General features: G+C 70.3%; 10 protein-coding genes. 7 read left to right on the forward strand and 3 right to left on the reverse strand.

Annotated elements, in window-relative coordinates:
* The 3 genes from gspD to gspF all read left to right on the forward strand — a co-directional run bounded on the left by gspD (position 1) and on the right by gspF (position 5,019).
* Entirely contained in the window at positions 1 to 2,283 is a 2,283-nt protein-coding gene (gspD, locus tag FHT37_RS15170; protein ID WP_255489669.1) for a type II secretion system secretin GspD, read from the forward strand.
* Positions 2,284 to 2,296: 13 nt separating this feature from the next.
* Positions 2,297 to 3,730 (forward strand): type II secretion system ATPase GspE, encoded by a 1,434-nt coding sequence (gspE, locus tag FHT37_RS15175; RefSeq protein WP_091727319.1) that lies wholly within the window; start codon positions 2,297 to 2,299, stop codon positions 3,728 to 3,730.
* A gap of 77 nt (positions 3,731 to 3,807) precedes the next feature.
* Positions 3,808 to 5,019, forward strand: a complete 1,212-nt coding sequence (gspF, locus tag FHT37_RS15180) for a type II secretion system inner membrane protein GspF (protein WP_183482556.1) — start codon at positions 3,808 to 3,810, stop codon at positions 5,017 to 5,019.
* 94 nt (positions 5,020 to 5,113) lie between these two features.
* Here gspF and FHT37_RS15185 read toward each other — a convergent pair whose 3' ends face one another.
* Both FHT37_RS15185 and FHT37_RS15190 read right to left on the reverse strand, forming a co-directional pair.
* Positions 5,114 to 6,391, reverse strand: a complete 1,278-nt coding sequence (locus FHT37_RS15185; RefSeq protein ID WP_183482558.1) for a histidine-type phosphatase — start codon at positions 6,389 to 6,391, stop codon at positions 5,114 to 5,116.
* Positions 6,391 to 8,616 carry a TonB-dependent receptor gene (locus FHT37_RS15190; protein ID WP_183482560.1) on the reverse strand — a complete coding sequence of 742 codons (2,226 nt, stop codon included), beginning with the start codon at positions 8,614 to 8,616 and terminating at the stop codon, positions 6,391 to 6,393. Before FHT37_RS15190 ends, FHT37_RS15185 begins: the two co-directional genes overlap by 1 nt.
* Before the next feature lie 209 nt (positions 8,617 to 8,825).
* On the opposite strand from FHT37_RS15190, the gene FHT37_RS15195 reads away from it, so the two are divergent.
* Together FHT37_RS15195 and FHT37_RS15200 are read left to right on the forward strand one after the other, a co-directional pair.
* The gene (locus tag FHT37_RS15195) at positions 8,826 to 9,725 is read left to right on the forward strand and encodes a 5'-nucleotidase (protein WP_183482562.1); all 900 of its coding nucleotides are present in this window, start codon (positions 8,826 to 8,828) and stop codon (positions 9,723 to 9,725) included.
* A gap of 108 nt (positions 9,726 to 9,833) precedes the next feature.
* Positions 9,834 to 13,304, forward strand: coding sequence for a S41 family peptidase (locus FHT37_RS15200; protein WP_183482564.1), 3,471 nt, complete (start codon positions 9,834 to 9,836; stop codon positions 13,302 to 13,304).
* Positions 13,305 to 13,484: 180 nt separating this feature from the next.
* Here the strand turns inward: FHT37_RS15200 and tyrS are convergent, their stop codons facing one another.
* Positions 13,485 to 14,663: a tyrosine--tRNA ligase gene (tyrS, locus tag FHT37_RS15205; protein ID WP_404932665.1), complete on the reverse strand. Its 1,179-nt coding sequence runs from the start codon at positions 14,661 to 14,663 to the stop codon at positions 13,485 to 13,487.
* Positions 14,664 to 15,042: 379 nt separating this feature from the next.
* Between tyrS and FHT37_RS15210 the strand changes: the two genes are divergently transcribed.
* Both FHT37_RS15210 and FHT37_RS15215 read left to right on the forward strand, forming a co-directional pair.
* On the forward strand, positions 15,043 to 16,428 hold the full coding sequence (locus tag FHT37_RS15210) for a M23 family metallopeptidase (RefSeq protein WP_091727345.1): 1,386 nt from the start codon (positions 15,043 to 15,045) through the stop codon (positions 16,426 to 16,428).
* Positions 16,429 to 16,462: 34 nt separating this feature from the next.
* Positions 16,463 to 17,593, forward strand: a complete 1,131-nt coding sequence (locus tag FHT37_RS15215) for an anhydro-N-acetylmuramic acid kinase (protein ID WP_183482566.1) — start codon at positions 16,463 to 16,465, stop codon at positions 17,591 to 17,593.
* Positions 17,594 to 17,598: the final 5 nt, after the last annotated feature.

The raw sequence follows: 17,598 nt of genomic DNA on the forward strand, positions 1-17,598 counted from the left end.
ATGAACAAGCACATGATGCGACCGACGGCGCTGGGCATGGCGATCAGCCTGATCGCGGGCAGCCTGCCCCTGCAGGCCGGCGCACAGTCGAATCAGCAGCAGAACCGCCGACAGCCGGCCGTGCGCGCGAGCACGCCGGTCACGCTGAACTTCGTCAACACCGACATCGAGGCGGTCTCGCGCGCGATGTCCGCCGCGCTGGGCAAGCCGATCCTGGTCGATCCCCGGGTCAAGGGCACGATGACGCTGACCGCCGAGCAGCCGGTGCCGGTGCAGGAGGCCTACCTGAGCTACCTGGCGGCGCTGCGCGGCATGGGCTTCTCGATGGTGGAGTCCGGCGGGCTGCTCAAGCTCGTGCCCGAGGCCGAGGCCAAGCTGCAGACCGGCGCGGTGACCATCGCCGGCGAGTCGCGCGCCCGCGGCGACCAGGTCATGACGCAGATCTTCAAGCTCAACCACGAGAACGCCAACAACCTCGTGGCGGTGCTGCGTCCGCTGATCACGCCCAACAACACGATCAACGCCAACCCGGGCAACAACAGCCTGGTGATCACCGATTACGCAGAGAACCTGCAGCGCATCAGCCGCATCGTCGCGGCGCTGGACCAGCCCTCCAACACCGACATCGAGGTGATCCCGCTGCGCAACGCGGTGGCCTCGGACATCGTGCAGCTGGTGCAGCGGCTCTCCGACGGCGTCGGCGGCGCGCAGGGCGTGGTGACGCCGCAGGGCGCGGCCGGCGGCGGCAGCAGCAGCGTCATGGCCGATCCGCGCAGCAACGCGCTGATCGTGCGCGCGTCCAACCCGGCCAAGCTGATGCAGCTGCGCGCGATGATCGCCAAGCTCGACCAGCCCAGCACCGACACCGGCGGCAGCATCCGGGTGATCTACCTGAAGAACGCGGACGCGGTGCGCCTGGCCACGGTGCTGCGCGCGGCCTACACGAACAATGCCGGCCCGGGCGCCGGCGGCGGATCGAACAGCAACTCGGGCAGCGGCACCGGCAGCTTCGCCGGTGCGCAGACCGGCAGCGCCGGCACCAGCGGCGGTTTCGCGGGCAACAGCTCGTCCTTCGGCGGCAGCTCGACGAGCTCCGGCAGCAGCGGCTCCTCGAGCAGCGGCGGCGCGTCGACGCAGGTCAGCCAGACGGCGCAGGTCAACACCGGCGGCTTCGTGCAGGCGGACCCGGCGACCAACTCGCTGATCATCACGGCGCCCGAGCCGATGTACCGCCAGATCCGCGCCGTCGTCGAGCAACTGGACACGCGCCGCGCACAGGTCTATGTCGAGGCGCTGATCGTGAAAGTCGACGCGACCAAGGCGGGCCAGTTCGGCGTGCAGTTCCAGCAGCTCTTCGGCGAGGGCGCGATCGGCACCAACTTCGGCACCGGCTACGCCAACATCCTCAACCTGACCGCGGCCACCGCGGGCGGCACCTCGGGCGTCAGCACGGCGATCCAGAGCGGCCAGATCCCCACCGGCCTGAACGTGGGCATCATCAAGAAGGTCGGCAGCCTCTACACGCTGGGCGCCATCGCCAACGTGCTGGGCTCGGTGGCCGGCACCAACGTGCTGTCCACGCCCTCGCTGATCGTGCAGGACAACGAGGAAGCCGACCTGCTGATCGGCAGCAACGTGCCGGTGCTGACCGGCAACTCGACGACCACCTCGGGCACCACGACCAGTCCGTTCCAGACCTTCGAGCGCCGCGACGTCGGCTTGCGGCTGAAGGTCCGCGCCACCGTCGGCGAGAACGGCACGGTGCGCATGAAGGCCTACCAGGAGAATTCCAGCGTGGTGGCGAGCGTGAACTCGGCGACGCAGGGGCCGACCTTCGACAAGAGCGCGGTGGAGACCTCGGTGACGCTGGAGGACGGCCAGGTGCTGGTGCTGGGCGGCCTGCTGAAGGACGAATACACCGACGCCGAGGACAAGGTGCCCGGTTTGGGCGACATCCCCCTGCTGGGCAACCTGTTCAAGAACCAGAGCCGCAAGCGGGTCAAGTCCAACCTGATGATCTTCCTGCGCCCGGTGGTGCTGCGCACGGCCGAGAGCGCCAGCGCGCTGACCATGGACCGCTACGAGGCGATCCGCGCCTACCAGCAGGAATCGCAGCCCAAGTCCAGCCTGGTCCTGCCCGAGACCGGCGCGCCGATGCTGCCGGAAAAGCCGGCCTCGGCGCCGGGATCGACGCCGCCGGCCCAGCTGCCGCTGCCGGTCTATCCGGCCTCGTCGCCGGTGCCGGGCCCCGCCGCGCCGGCCAGCGCGCCGCAGGGCCGCTGAGCCGGGAGCCGCCATGGCCAGCCGCCATCCCCTTCCCTACGCCGTCGCGAAGTCGCAGCAGGTGCTGCTCGAGGACGACGGCCAGCAGCGCACCCTGTGGGCCACGCCGGCGCTGTCGCTGCCGGTGCTGTCGGAACTGCAGCGCGTGTACGCGCCCTCGCGCATCGAATGCCTGAGCGTGGCCGAGCTGTCGCAGCGCGTCCAGGCGGCCTACGCGGGCGGCGAGGACAGCGCCGCGCTGGTGGTGGGCGAGGTCGAGAGCGCCGTCGACCTGTCGCGCCTGATGCAGGACTTGCCGGCGGTCGAGGACCTGCTCGAGACCGCCGATGACGCGCCCATCATCCGCATGCTCAATGCGCTGCTGACTCAGGCCGCCAACAACGGCGCCAGCGACATCCACATCGAGCCCTACGAGCGCGAAAGCTCGGTGCGCTTCCGCGTCGACGGCACGCTGCGCGAGGTGGTGCGCCCGAACCGCGCGCTGCATGCGGCGCTGATCTCGCGGCTGAAGATCATGGCGGAGCTCGACATCGCCGAGAAGCGCCTGCCGCAGGACGGCCGCATCTCGCTGCGCATCGGCGGTCGCGCGATCGACGTGCGCGTGAGCACGCTGCCGTCGGCGCACGGCGAGCGCGCGGTGCTGCGCCTGCTGGACAAGTCGGAGTCGCGCTTCACACTGGCGGCGCTGGGCATGGACGGCGAGCGGCTGGAGCGCTTCCAGCGCCTGGCGCAGCAGCCGCACGGCATCGTGCTCGTCACCGGCCCGACGGGCTCGGGCAAGACGACGACGCTGTACGCGGCGCTGCAGACGGTGGACACCTCGACGACCAACGTGCTGACCGTCGAGGACCCGATCGAATACGAGCTGCCCGGCATCGGCCAGACGCAGGTCAACGCGCGCATCGACCTGACCTTCGCCAAGGCGCTGCGGGCCATCCTGCGCCAGGACCCGGACGTGATCATGATCGGCGAGATCCGCGATTACGAGACGGCGCAGATCGCGATCCAGGCCTCGCTGACCGGTCACCTGGTGCTGGCGACGCTGCACACCAACGACGCGGTCAGCGCGGTGACGCGCCTGACCGACATGGGCGTGGAGCCCTTCCTGCTGAGCTCGTCGCTGCTGGGCGTGCTGGCGCAGCGGCTGGTGCGCAAGCTCTGCCCGGTGTGCAAGTCGCCGGAGCCGCTGCCCGAGGGCGGCGCGCGCTACCACCCGGTCGGCTGCCCGGCCTGCGCCAGCAGCGGCTACAAGGGCCGCACCGGCGTGTACGAGCTGATGGTCTGCGACGACACCATCCGCGGCCTGATCCACAACCAGGCGGCGGAGTCCGAGCTGCTGGCCGCGGCGCGCGCCAACGGCCTGCGCTCGATGCGCGAGGACGGCGACCGGCTGGTGGCCGCGGGCGTGACGTCCGAAGAGGAAGTGCTGCGGGTCACGCGCGAGTGAGCGCGGCCGATCAAGACCGCGCGCCCTGACGCTACCCCCGACGCCGCACGACGCAGTCAATCACGAGGTTCCCAGCGATGCCCGCCTTCAAGTACGACGCCCTCGACGCGTCCGGCAAGTCCCAGCAGGGCCTGCTGGAGGCCGACACCGCGAAAGCCGCGCGCACGCAGCTGCGCGCGCAGGGGCTGGTGCCGATGGACGTGAAGCCGGTGGCGGCACCGGCCGGCAAGCAGTCGCGCTTCGCGCGGCGCGCCTTCAAGGCGGCGGGGCTGACGGTGTGGACGCGGCAGCTGGCGGGCTTGGTCTCGGCGGGTCTGCCGCTGGAGCGCTCGCTGTCGGCGCTGGCCGACGAGGCCGAGGATCCGCGCCAGCGCGAGCTGATGTCGCAGCTGAAGTCCGAGGTCAACGCGGGCTCGTCCTTCGCGCGGGCGCTGGCGATCGCGCCGCGCGAGTTCGACGACGTCTACCGCGCGGTGGTCGCCGCCGGCGAGCAGAGCGGCGCGCTGGGCCCGGTGCTGGAGAGCCTGGCGGACGACCTCGAGGAGCAGCAGCGGCTGCGCTCGGAGCTGTTCGGCGCGCTGGCCTATCCGGTGATCGTCTGCATCATCGCGGTGCTGGCGGTGAGCTTCCTGCTGACCTACGTCGTGCCGCAGGTGGCGGCGGTCTTCACGCAGACCAAGCAGACGCTGCCGCTGCTGACGCGGATCATGATGGGCCTGTCCGACCTGATGCGGACCTGGGGCCTGGCGATCGTGGCGGTGCTGGCGGCGGTGTTCTTCGGCGCGCGCCAGATCCTCAAGCGCGAAGGTCCGCGGCAGCGTTTCGACGCGGCATGGCTGAACCTGCCGCTGCTGGGCCGGCTCTCGCGCGGCTACAACGCGGCGCGGTTCTCGGGAACGCTGGCGATGCTGGCCGGCGCCGGCGTGCCCATCCTGAAGGCGCTGCAGGCGGCGGCCGAGACGCTGTCCAACCAGGCGATGCGCGCCGACGCGCTGGACGCGCTGGCGCAGGTCCGCGAGGGCGCGCCGCTGGGCGCGGCGCTCGCCGGCAAGAAGCGCTTCCCGGGGCTGCTGTCGATGTTCGCGCGCCTGGGCGAGCAGACCGGCCAGTTGCCCGACATGCTGCAGCGCGCCGCGCGCCAGCTCGGCAACGAGGTCAAGCGCCGCGCGATGACGCTGGCCACGCTGCTGGAGCCGCTGCTGATCGTGGTCATGGGCGGCGTGGTCATGCTGATCGTGCTGTCGGTGCTGCTGCCGATCATGGACATGAACAAGCTGGCGGCGCAGTAGCCGGGCGCGGCGCGGCGCTTCGTCCAGCGGCAAGCAGCGGCCTCGGCCGCTTCTGCTGCTTCGGCTGCTTTGCCGCGTCGGCCGCTTCCGACCGCTAACGGACGAACGGCCGGACCAGCTCGGCCGCCGGGACCGCCGCCGTGTCGATCACCTGATCGACGAGGTCGGCGAATCGACCCAGCGGGCACCCCGAAGCGCCGCCACACCCGGGTACCGCCACCGGCTTCACGGCCATGTCGCCCGGCGCATCGAAGCGGCCGCGGCGCAGCGCGCTCAAGGTCGGCATCGCGATGCCCAGCCGCACCTCGGCACTGGCCGCCCCGGCGACAAGATCGAAGACCAGCGCGCCGCCTGGCGGATAGTCATCCGGCCGTGCCGGGTCATGCCAGTCCAGGCCCAGCAGCCCGGCCACCGCCGCCAGGTTGGTGTCGTGCCCGACCAGGAACACCGTGCCGGCGCCCGCCCCCTGCGCATCGCCCGCGAGCGGTCGCGCGTTGCCCGCGCGCAGCGCCGCAGAGATCCGCGCCAGCAGATCGGAGGCGCGCCGCCGCGCCGCGCCCGGATCGTCCTTCCACTGCTCCGCGAACGCCGCGTTGTGCAGTTCAACGATCCGACCGATGCCGGACTCGTCCAGGCGTCCCCAGGCCGGCGCCGGCAGGCCCTCGACGTACTCCAGCATCAGGTTCTCCGCCAGCGTCCCCATCGGCTTGCGCGGATCCGCCTGGTCGACCAGCAGCTGGTGCCCCGACGCACGGGCCGCTTGCCGATCCGCTTCGCGAGCGCCGCCGATGAGCACGGCCTGGAGTTCGTCCAGCCCGTCCTTGGGAATGCGGTCCCGGCGCTTGACCGCGTCGGGGGAGACCTCCTCGTCCGACCCAGCGCTGCCCTGGAAGAGCGGATCGTGCTGCCCCGCCGGCAGGCCGAAATGGCCGACCTCCGGGCAACCGGGCAGCAGGCCCTCCATCAGCGCCCTCGCGCTCGCGTGGTTCCTGGGCGTGCTGTCCGAGATCACGAGCAACGGCGCCCCGGCACCGGCCGATGCCGGACATCTCGCCGCGAGCCGATCGAGGCCGAGCTCGGTTCGCCACCAGCCGCCCAGGGCCTTCATCGCCGCGATGCCATGCGGCGTCAACTGTCCCGGCGCGACCGGCCACCGCGCCCAGGGCTCGGTGGCGAAGGGCGCGAGCGCCTCGGGCGACTTGGTCGGCGAGCGCACGCCGTGCCGCATCAGCATGATGCGCAGCACCGGCGTCTGCGCGGGTCGCAAGACCGGCGTTCCGGCGTCCTGCGCCTGCGCCTGCGCCCGCGCCGTCGGCATCGTCAGCATCAAGGCCGCCGCGGCGGCGACCGAGCTCGCGACGCGCGCGCCCATCAGAACTTCACCGCCATGTCGACGAACGCGCCCCGGCCCGGCAGGCCGAAGTACAGCGGCGCGCCGCTCACCGACTGGTTGCCGGCGAACGCGGTGAGCTTCCTCGCGTTGAACAGGTTGTTGACGTCGAGGCTGACGGAGAAGCCCTTCGTGCCCCAGGGCCCCTGGTCCGCGCGATAGCCGAGCGCGGCGTCCACGCTGCTGTAGCCCCCCAGGCGCTGACTGTTGGCGAAGACGGTGTTGCCCTTGGCATCGGTCGTGTTGTCGACGCCGTATTGCGCGCCGACCATCTTGGTCATCAGCGAACCGAACAGCCCTTGCTTGTCGCCATAGATCAGGCCGACGGCCGCGGTCGCCCGCGGCGTGCCGGCGACGCGCACCGACCCGCCCTTGTAGGTCGCGTGGTTGAGGCTGGCGTTGGCGTACAGGCTGAGCTGGCGCGTGAAGGCATAGGTGCCCTCGACCTCGATGCCCTTGTAGACCGCGCCGCCCGCGTTGACGTACACGCTCTCGCTGCCCGCGCCGCTGTCGATCGTCGTCTGGCTGATGTAGTTGCCGAAGTCGACGCGATAGACGTCCGCGCCGAAGTTGAACTCGCGCGTCGCATAGGCGGTGCCCAGCTGGTAGTTCGTCGTCAGCTCCGGATCCAACCCGCGCGCGCCGTTGAGCTGGATCACGTTGACCGGCGGCGCCAGGAAGCCCTTGGCGACCTGCGCGTAGGCGGACCAGTCGTGGCTCAGCTGGTCGTGCACGCTGATCGAGGGCAGCCAGGCGTCGTAGGTCGCGCTGGCCTTGAGCGGCGCCGGCGGCGTCGACTTGTTGAGCTCGGCATCGATGCCGCGGCGCACGCTCGAGTAGCGCAGGCCCGGGCTCACCGTCACGCCCTCGGCCGCCTTCCAGTCGTACTGCACGTAGGGCTGGAAGGTGTCGGTCGTGTCCTTCAGCCGGTAGTTGTCGGCATAGCCGTACTTCGTGCCGGTGGCGGCGCCCGTGGTGAAGTCGACCGGCGTCTGCCAGCGCGCGTCGTCGTTGCGCTCCACCCAGGCGCCGACCTGCAAGCGCCCCGGCCCCGCTTCGCGCGCCAGGCGCAGCACGTCGCCGTAGGCATGGAAGCCGTTGTCGGCCCGCTTGCCGGGGACGTCGGTCGCGACCTTGGTGGTCTTCTTTCCCGCCGCGTCGTAGAACTGCACGCCGTTGTGGGACGGATCGGTGTCGGTGGGATCGCTGGTCTTGTCCGACGCGTGGTCGAAGTCGTTGAAGTAGACCTTGTTGTCTACCGTCCAGCCGCCCAGCGTCGAGGTCACGCCGAGGTAGGTGAAGCTGGACCGGTAGCTCGCGCCGTTGTAGCCGGCATAGGTCTGCAGCGACGGGTCGTCGCCCAGGCCGAAGCGCCAGCCGTGCTGCGCGATCTGGTCGAGCGTCGCGCCTTGCGCCGTGTTCTGGCGTTCGCGGTTGACGCTGGTGACGAAGGTCAAGGTCGTATCGTCGCCCAGCGCGCTGACGGTCTTCAGGAACAGGTGCTTGCGGTCATCGCGCGTGTGCGACAGGAAGGTGTCGCTGGACTCCTTGGAGACCTCCGCGAAGACGCCGGTATCGCCGAAGTTGTGGTCCACCGACAGCCCGGCCGCGCGGGTGTTCCAGCTGCCCAGGGTGAAGTACGGCGTGATGCCGTCGACGCTGGCCGGATCGCGCGTGCGCAGTGCGATGGTGCCGCCGAAGGTGGCGTTGCCGATCGACGCGCCGCCGCCGGGACCGCGGTCGATCTGCGCCTGGCCCAGCACGTGGTTGCTGAAGTAGGCCGAGGTGGTGTGATGCAGGTCGCTCGCGTCGCCGAACGGGATGCCGTCGAAGGTGATGTTGAACTGGCCGTCCTGGAAGCCGCGCAGGCTGATGCCTTCGCTCTTGCCCAGGCCGGGGCCTTCCGGCGAGCTCACCGTCATGCTGGGCGCGTACTTGACGATGTCGTCGAAGTTGGCGTTGAAGCGCAGCGCGTCGCGGATGAAGCGCTCATCGATCACCGAGGTCGGCTGGCTGGCATTGAGCGGCGCGGCGCTGGGTGCGAGCGTGTTCACCGAATTGCCGGTGACGCTGACGACGTCCAGCGTCTGCACCCGCTTGTCGTCGTCGGCATGGGCGGACGGCAGGCAACTCAGCACCGCGGCGGCGGCGATCAATCGGCGCGCAGACAGGGGGGCGGACAGGCGGGCGGGGCGGACGAGCGGCATGGAGAGCGTCTGGCGGATGAAAAGCCGGCGATGCTGGGGCGCCCGGATGTCCGGTCGATGACAGTCGGGCGGCTGTCTCGGATCACCAAATCGACAAGAAGTGTCTGATTCATTGCGCCCTCAATGCCGCGTCAACGCCTGATCACGACGGCCTCACGCCGCCATGTCCGATCCGGCGGCGGCCCCCGGGACCCCTATCATCCCCACCCATGCCCGCCTCCCTCGACGGCCGCCTGGTGGTGGCCCTTTCCTCCCGCGCGCTGTTCGACTTCGAAGAGGAGAACCAGCTCTTCGAGAACAGCGACGACCGCGCCTACATGCGGCTGCAGCAGCAGCGCCTGGACGAGCCGGCCAAGCCCGGCACCGCCTTCTCGCTGGCGCGCAAGCTGCTCGCCTTCAACGCCCTGGGCGAGACGCCCCGCGTCGAGGTCGTTGTCCTGTCCCGCAACGATCCGATCTCCGGCATGCGCGTGTTCCGCTCCGCGCAGCATTACGGACTGACCATCGAGCGCGGCGTCTTCACCCGCGGGCAGAGCCCCTGGCGCTACCTGCGCCCGCTCAAGGCCGACCTGTTCCTCTCCGCCAACGAGGACGACGTGCGCTCCGCCCTCGCCGCCGGCGTGGCCGCGGCACGCGTCTTCCCGCAGTCGGCGCGCGCCTCGGCCGCCTATCCCGATGAGCTGCGCATCGCCTTCGACGGCGATGCCGTGCTGTTCTCCGACGAGGCCGAACAGATCTACCAGCGCGATGGCCTGGACGCCTTCCAGGCCCATGAACGCGAACGCAAGCTGACGCCCTTGCCCGCCGGTCCGTTCAAGGAAGTCCTGCACGCGCTGCAGCGCCTGCAGGCCGCGCCCGCCGCGCCGATGCGCCTGCGCACCGCGCTGGTCACCGCCCGCAGCGCCCCCGCCCATGAGCGCGCCATCCGCACGCTGATGGACTGGGACGTCGAGGTCGACGAGGCGATGTTCCTCGGCGGCCTGGCCAAGGGCGAATTCCTGCGCGAGTTCGAGCCCGACTTCTTCTTCGACGACCAGCATGGCCACGTCCAGAACGCCGTGCCCCACGTGCCCGCAGGGCATGTGGCCATGGGGGTGACGAACCGCTGACGCCCCGCCCGGCGCCAGAATCCGCGCCGCATGACTTCCGGCTGCCGTCCGGCCGGTTCCCTTCTCGTTCCAACGCTCCGTCCCCGGACTCCCACAAGGAAGACCTCGATGCGCATCACGCTCCGCCGCCTGGCCATCGCCTCGGCCTGCTCGATGGCCACCCTGGCCATCGCCGCAGAATCCACCGCCACCTCGGCCGCGACCTCGGCTGCCGCCCTCGGCGCCGCCGACGCCGTCGCCCGCGGCGCGGCCGCCCGTGCGGCGCTCGTCGATCCGGCGCTGGGCTTCTACCGCCAGCCCGCGCTGCGCGGCGACCGGCTGGTCTTCGTGGCCGAGGGCGACCTGTGGCAGGCCTCCGCCGCCGGCGGCACCGCCCAGCGCCTGACCACCCATGGCGGCGTCGAGACCTATCCCGCCCTGTCCGCCGACGGCCGCTGGATCGCGTTCACCGGCCAGCAGGAAAGCGCGAGCGACGTCTTCGTCATGCCGGCCGGCGGCGGCGTGCCCCGCCGCCTGACCTGGGACACCGGCGCGGTGCGCGTCTGGGGCATCACCGCGCAGAACGAGGTGCTCTACACCGGCAACACCGAGCGCGGCGAGCCCGGCACCCAGCTGCACCTGGTCGACATCGCCACCGGCAAGCACCGCGCGCTGCCGGTCGGCCAGGCCAGCGACGGCGCGCTCAGCGCCGACGGCAAGACCCTGTACTTCACCCGCAACGGCCTGCGCGGCGACAACGCCCGCCAGTACCGCGGCGGCGCCCTGGCCCGGCTGTGGGTGATGGACCTCGCCGGCAGCGCCGAGGCCCGGCCGCTGGTCCCCGAAGGCGCCAACGACCGCCGGCCCATGCCCTACGTCGACGCCGGCGGCAACGCGCGCGTGGCGTTCCTGTCCGACCGCGACGGCACCTTCAACCTCTGGTCGGTCAAGGCCGATGGCTCCGACCCGCGCCAGCACACCCGCCTCAAGGGATGGGACATCCGCCATGCGAGCCTGGACGGCGCGCAGGCGGTCTTCGCCGTCGGCGCGGACCTCTACCGCCTCGACCTGAACGGCAGCGCCGCCGAGCAGAAGCTGTCCATCGCCCTGGGCGGCGACTTCGACCAGCAGCGCAAGCGCTGGGTCAGCCGCCCGCAGGACTTCCTGACCGCGGTCTCGCTGTCGCCCAATGGCGAGCAGGTCGTGCTGACCGCGCGCGGCCGCCTGGCCACGCAAGGCGTCGGCCCGCTGCGCCGCGCCGAACTGCCGGTGCCCGCTAGCCTCGGCGACGCCGGCCGCTGCCGCGACACCGCCTTCAGCAGCGACAGCCGCGACGTCTTCGCGCTGTGCGACTACAGCGGCGAACTCGAGATCTGGCGCCTGGCCGCCAACGGCGCCGGCCAGCCGCGGCAGGTCACCGAAGGCGCCACCGCGATGCGCCGCAGCCTGTCGCCCTCGCCCGACGGCCGCTGGATCGCCCACACCGACAAGGAAGGCCGCCTCTTCCTCACCGACCTCAAGAACCCCAGCCGCGCCGCCGCGACCCGCGAGGTCGACCGCGACACGCTCGGCGACGGCGCGGCCTCGCTGTCCTGGTCCGCCGACGGCAAGGCGCTGGCCTTCGTCCGCGCCACCAGCAACCCCTATCGCGAGCAGCTGATGCTGCTGACCGTCGCCGACGGCAAGGTCCACCAGCTCGGCAGCGACCGCTACGCCGCGACCGCGCCGGCCTTCAGCCCCGATGGCCAGTGGCTCTACTTCCTGTCGCGCCGCAGCTTCGACGTGACCGGCAACCCCGGCCCCTGGGGCGACCGCAACATGGGCCCGTTCTTCGACAAGGGCTGGAAGGTCTACGCGCTGGCGCTGCAGCCAGGCCTGCGCTTCCCGTTCGCGCAGCCGGATGAGCTCCAGGGCCTGAAGGCCAAGGAGGAGGCCGAGGTCCGCGAGCAGGAGAAGGACAAGCCCGACAACAAGGAATCGAAGCAGAAGGTCGACCAGGCCAAGGCCGCCGCGGTGAAGGAAGAGAAGCCCGCGGCCAAGGGCAAGCCCGAGATCCAGATCCCCGGCCTGTCGCTGCGCCTGTTCGAAGTGCCCATCGCCGCCGGCAACTACAGCGGCCTGGCCGTGGACTCCAAGCGCCTGTACCTGCACGAGGGCACCACGCTGCGCCAGCTGCCGATCGGTCCCGGCGAAACCAAGGTCGAGACCTTCGCCGAACAGGTCGGCGCCTTCGACCTGAGCGCCGACGGCAAGAAGCTGCTGATCCGCCGCCCCGCGGCGCCGGGCGCCGCGCCGGAGATCCTGATCGTCGACGCCGGACCGAAGATCCCCGGCGACCTGGACAAGTCGCGCGTGCGCTGGACCGACTGGCAGATCGCCGTCGATCCCAAGGCCGAATGGCGCCAGATGTTCAATGACGCCTGGCGCATGCAGCGCGACTTCTTCTACGACAAGGACATGCACGGCGTGGACTGGACCGCGATGCGCGCCAAGTACGCGCCGCTGGTGGAACGCGTCACCGAGCGCAGCGAGCTGGCCGAGGTCATGGCGCAGATGGTGGGCGAGCTGAGCCTGCTGCACAGCCAGGTGGCGCCGGGCGAGCTGCGCAAGGGTGCCGAGGAACCCGGTTTCGCCGGGCTGGGCGCGCAACTCGAGCGCGACGCCAAGGGCTGGAAGATCGCCCGCATCTTCAGCGGCGATCCGGAACTGCCGGCCGACGCCGGCCCGCTGGCCGCGCCGGGGCTGAACATCCCGGTGGGCAGCGTGATCACGCAGATCAACGGCCGCGACGCGACCCAGGCCCCCGATCCCAGCGAACTGATGCGCGGCCAGGCCGGCAAGCAGGTGCTGCTGCAGGTGCGCGAGCCCTCCGGCAAGGAGCGCCCCGTCGTCGTCACGCCGGTCGACCTGCGCCGCGAAGGCCAGCTGCGCATCAACGACTGGCGCTACGGCCGCGCCCGGATCGTCGACACCGCCAGCAACGGCAAGATCGGCTACCTGCACCTGCGCGCGATGACTCGCGACGACATCGGCGACTTCGCCCGCGAGTTCTACGCGCAGAGCGAGCGCGAGGGGCTCATCATCGACGTCCGCCACAACAACGGCGGCAACATCGACAGCTGGATCCTGCAGACGCTGCTGCGCCGCGCCTGGGCCTTCTGGCAACCGCGCTCGCCTTACGGCAGCAAGCCCTATCCCAACATGCAGCAGGTGTTCCGCGGCAAGGTCGTCGTGCTGGCCAACGAGGAAACCTACTCCGACGGCGAAACCTTCTCCGAAGGCTTCAAGCGCCTGGGCCTGGGACCGGTCATCGGCAAGACGACCTCGGGCGCCGGGGTGTGGCTGTCCGACCAGAACCGGTTGATGGACAACGGGCTGATGCGCGCTGCGGAGAACGGACAGATCACCGTCGACGGCCAGTTCCTCGTCGAGGGCAAGGGCGTGACGCCGGACATCGAGGTCGACAATCCGCCGCGCGCGACCGCCAATGGGCAGGATGCGCAGCTGGATGCGGCGATCGCCTGGCTCAAGGATGCGATCGCGAAGGATCCCGTCAAGACGCCGAAGCCGGGGCCTTATCTGCGGCCGATCAAGCAGTGAGGCGTATGGGCAACCGGCGCTGCGCGACTGCGCGTCAGCCAGCGCGGCCCATCACAGGGTAGGAGGCCTCGCGTCCGCGAACCTCCCACCCTGTTCCGGGCCCGGAGGCACTCGCTGACTCCAAGCAGAACGGGAGGCCTCGGCCTCCCGTTTTGCATGGCGTGAGTCGGTCAGGTCAGATCAGGTGAGCGTCACGCGCGCGAACTGGCGCTTGCCGACCTGCAGCACCATCGTGCCGGCCTCGACCTTCAAGGCCTTGTCGCTGATGGTGACGCCATCGATCTTGACGCCACCCTGCTCGATCTTGCGGTTGCCCTCGCCGTTGGACGGCACCAGGTTGGCCGCCTTCAGCAGCGCGGCAATGCCCATCGGCGCGCCGCTCAGCGTCAGCTCGGGGATGTCGTCCGGAATGCCGCCGCGGGCCCGGTTGTTGAAGTCCGCCTCCGCGTCCTCCGCCGCCTGCGCGCTGTGGAATCGCGCGGTGATCTCCTTGGCGAGCATCACCTTCGCCTCCTTCGGGTTGCGGCCGCCCTCGATCTCGCGCTTCAGCGCCGCGATCTCCTCGATCGACTTGAAGCTCAGCAGGTCGAACCACTTCCACATCTGCAGGTCGCTGATCGACAGGATCTTGGCGAACATGCTGTTGGCCGGCTCGGTGATGCCCACGTAGTTGTTCTTGGACTTGGACATCTTCTCGACGCCGTCCAGGCCCTCCAGCAGCGGCATGGTGAGGATGCACTGCGGCTCCTGGCCATACTCGGCCTGCAGGTGCCGGCCCATCAGCAGGTTGAACTTCTGGTCGGTGCCGCCCAGTTCCAGGTCGGCCTTCAGCGCCACCGAGTCGTAACCCTGCATCAGCGGGTAGAGGAATTCATGCACCGAGATCGGCGTGCCGGCCGCGTAGCGCTTGGTGAAGTCGTCGCGCTCCATCATGCGGGCCACCGTGTACTTGGCCGCCAACTGGATCAGGCCGCGCGCCCCCAGCGGGTCGGACCATTCGCTGTTGTAGCGGATCTCGGTGCGCGCCGGATCCAGCACCAGGCTGGCCTGCTTGTAGTAGGTCTCGGCGTTGTGCTTGATCTGCTCCGGCGTCAGCGGTGGGCGCGTGGCGTTGCGACCCGACGGGTCGCCGATCATCGAAGTGAAGTCGCCGATCAGGAAGATCACCTGGTGCCCCAGGTCCTGCAGCTGGCGCATCTTGTTCAGCACCACCGTGTGGCCGACGTGGATGTCCGGCGCCGTCGGGTCCAGGCCCAGCTTGATCCGCAGCGGCTGGCCGGTGGCCTCGGAACGGGCCAGCTTCTTCAGCCATTCGTCCTGCGGCAGCAGTTCCTCGCAGCCCCGCAGCGATTGCTGCATCGCATGACGGACCCGGTCGGTGATCGGAAATTCAGCGGCCGGCGAGGACTGGGTTCGAATGTCAGACATGGCACTTCGGAGCCCGCACGGGCTTACGTAAAGTCTTGATTTATCGGGTTTTCTAGCACTTGCAACCCGGGCGCGCCGGTATACTGCCGGCTGTTTTTGCGGGGCGCCAAGAGGGCAAATCTCATGCCCGATGGGACGCTGCAACGCAAGACGGCGATTCTAGTGGACGCTCCCCGCAGCATCAGGACGCCCCCGGCGTCCTTCGCTGGCCGGCACGTCGAATCGCCGGCCCGGGCCCTCCGGGTCACGCCCTGCGGCGTGGCGACGGGCGGCACTCCTCAGGCTCCAGAAAGAAGGTCTTCGGCGCGTGATGAATTGGACTGACGAATGGCAGCGCGTGCAGCGCACGCTCGCTCGCGCCGAATCCTTCGCGGCCAAGCACCCGCGCACCCTGACCGGCACCGTCGTCGGTGTCCTGAGCTGCTTCGCGGTGACCGCCTTCGGCGTCGCCCCGATGGCCCCTGACGCAGCGGACCTGCCGCAGCGCATCGTTTCGGAATCCATCCCGCTGCAGTCGCTGGACGAGCAACTGGCCGAACTGGCCGCGTTCGATCCCGGCCTGTCCCGCAGCGACATCACCCGCGCCGCCGACACCGCCGACTCGCTGCTCAAGCGCATGGGCGCGGCCGACGTCGCCGCCGCCGCCTTCCTGCGCAGCGACGAGACCGCCAAAAAGCTGCTGACCGGCCGCGTCGGCAAGCGCGTGCAGGTCGTCGCGACCGCCAGCGGCGAGGTCCAGTCCCTCGTCGCCCGCTACGCCGCCGAGGCCAGCGAGCAGCAGGACACCCACTTCACCCGCCTGAGCATCACCCGCGAAGGCGACAAGTTCGTCTCGAAGCTGGAGACCGTGCCGTTCGAGACCCAGACCCGCCTGGGCAGCGGCTCGATCCAGTCCTCGCTGTTCGCCGCGACCGACGAGGCCAACGTGCCCGACGCGATCGCCACCCAGCTGGCGGACATGTTCTCCGGCGACATCGACTTCCACCGCGAACTGCGCAAGGGCGACCGCTTCTCGCTGGTCTACGAAACCCTGACCGCCGACGGCGAGCCCATCACCTGGGGCAACCGCGCCGGCCGCCTGCTGGCCGCAGAGTTCGTCAACAACGGCAAGAGCTACCAGTCGGTGCTGTTCCGGGATCCGGCCAGCGGCAAAAGCAACTACTACGGCTTCGACGGCGAGAGCAAGCGCCGCTCGTTCCTGGCGAGCCCGATGGAGTTCTCCCGCGTGACCTCCGGTTTCGCGATGCGCTTCCATCCGATCCTGCAGACCTGGCGCCAGCACCAGGGCATCGATTACGGCGCCCCCACCGGCACCCCGGTGCGCAGCGTCGGCGACGGCAATGTCGAGTTCGCCGGCTGGCAGAACGGCTTCGGCAACGTGGTGCAGCTCAAGCACAGCGGCAACCGCATGACGGTCTACGCGCACCTGAGCCGCATCGACGTCAAGAAGGGCCAGAAGGTCGACCAGGGCCAGAAGATCGGCGCCGTCGGCTCGACCGGCTGGGCCACCGGCCCGCACCTGCATTTCGAATTCCGCGTGAACGGCAAGCAGCAGGATCCGCGCGTGATCGCGCGCTCGTCGGAAGCCGTCACGCTGCCCGCGACCGCCAAGGCCGCGTTCAAGGCCCAGGTCGCCAGCGCCAAGATCGCGCTCGACGCGGCCTCGTCCATCCACGAGGGCGTCGTCGGCGAATAAGCCGGCGGTCGCTCGCGACCTCCACGCTGCGGCGATGACGATGGCCGGCGCCGAGTTCTACATCGGACTGATGTCCGGCACCTCGCTGGACGGCGTCGATGCCGTCCTGTTGCGCGTCGAGGCCGATGGCAGCGTCCAGGCCCTCGCCCATGAATACCAGCCCTTCGGCGCCGAATTGCGTGCCGAACTGCTGGCGCTGAACAGCCCCGGCGACAACGAACTGCAACGCGCCGCCCTCGCCGGCAATGCCGTCGCTCGCGCCTATGCGCAGGTGTGCCGCGCGCTGCTGAATGCGCAGCGTCGGGTCCCGCAGGACATTCGCGCGCTCGGCGCGCATGGCCAGACCGTCCGGCATCGCCCCGGCGAATTCGACGGCACAGGCTTCACCCTGCAGGTGCTGAATGCGTCATTGCTGGCCGAGCTCACCGGCATCGCCGTGGTCCACGACCTGCGCAGCCGGGACCTGGCCGTCGGCGGCCAGGGCGCGCCGCTGGTGCCGGCCTTCCATCGTGCGGCATTGGCCCAGCCGGGTGAGGACGTCGCCGTCCTGAACGTCGGCGGCATCAGCAATGTCAGCCTGCTGTGGGCCGACGGTCGCAGCGGTGGGTTCGATTGCGGCCCTGGCAACTGCCTGATGGACGGCTGGATCCATCAGCATCAAGGCGCGAGCTATGACGCAGGCGGCCAATGGGCGGCCCAGGGACAGGTGCATGCCGGACTGCTCGCCGCGCTGCTCGCCGAGCCCTACTTCCATCAGGCGCCACCGCGCAGCACGGGACGGGACCTCTTCCACTTGGGATGGTTGGATGAGCGCATCACGGCGCATGCGCCGCAGGTCTCCGCGGTGGACGTGCAGGCCACGCTGCTCGAGTTGAGCGCGCGCGGCGTGACCGACAGCCTGGCGGCTCACGCTCCGGGCGCCTGGCGCGAATTGCTGGTCTGCGGCGGTGGCGCGTTCAACGAGGCGCTGCTTGGACGGCTGCGCGCGCTGCTGCCCGGCATGACGGTAGCAACCACCGATCGTCGTGGCCTGCCGCCGATGCAGGTCGAAGGCGCCGCGTTCGCCTGGCTGGCGATGCGCCATGTGCGCGGGCTCCCGGGCAACCTGCCCGCCGCGACCGGTGGCACCGGACTCCGCGTCCTGGGCAGCTACACCCCGGCGTGAGCCAG

The organism is Mitsuaria sp. BK037, from assembly GCF_014193045.1.
Lineage (GTDB): Bacteria > Pseudomonadota > Gammaproteobacteria > Burkholderiales > Burkholderiaceae_C > Roseateles.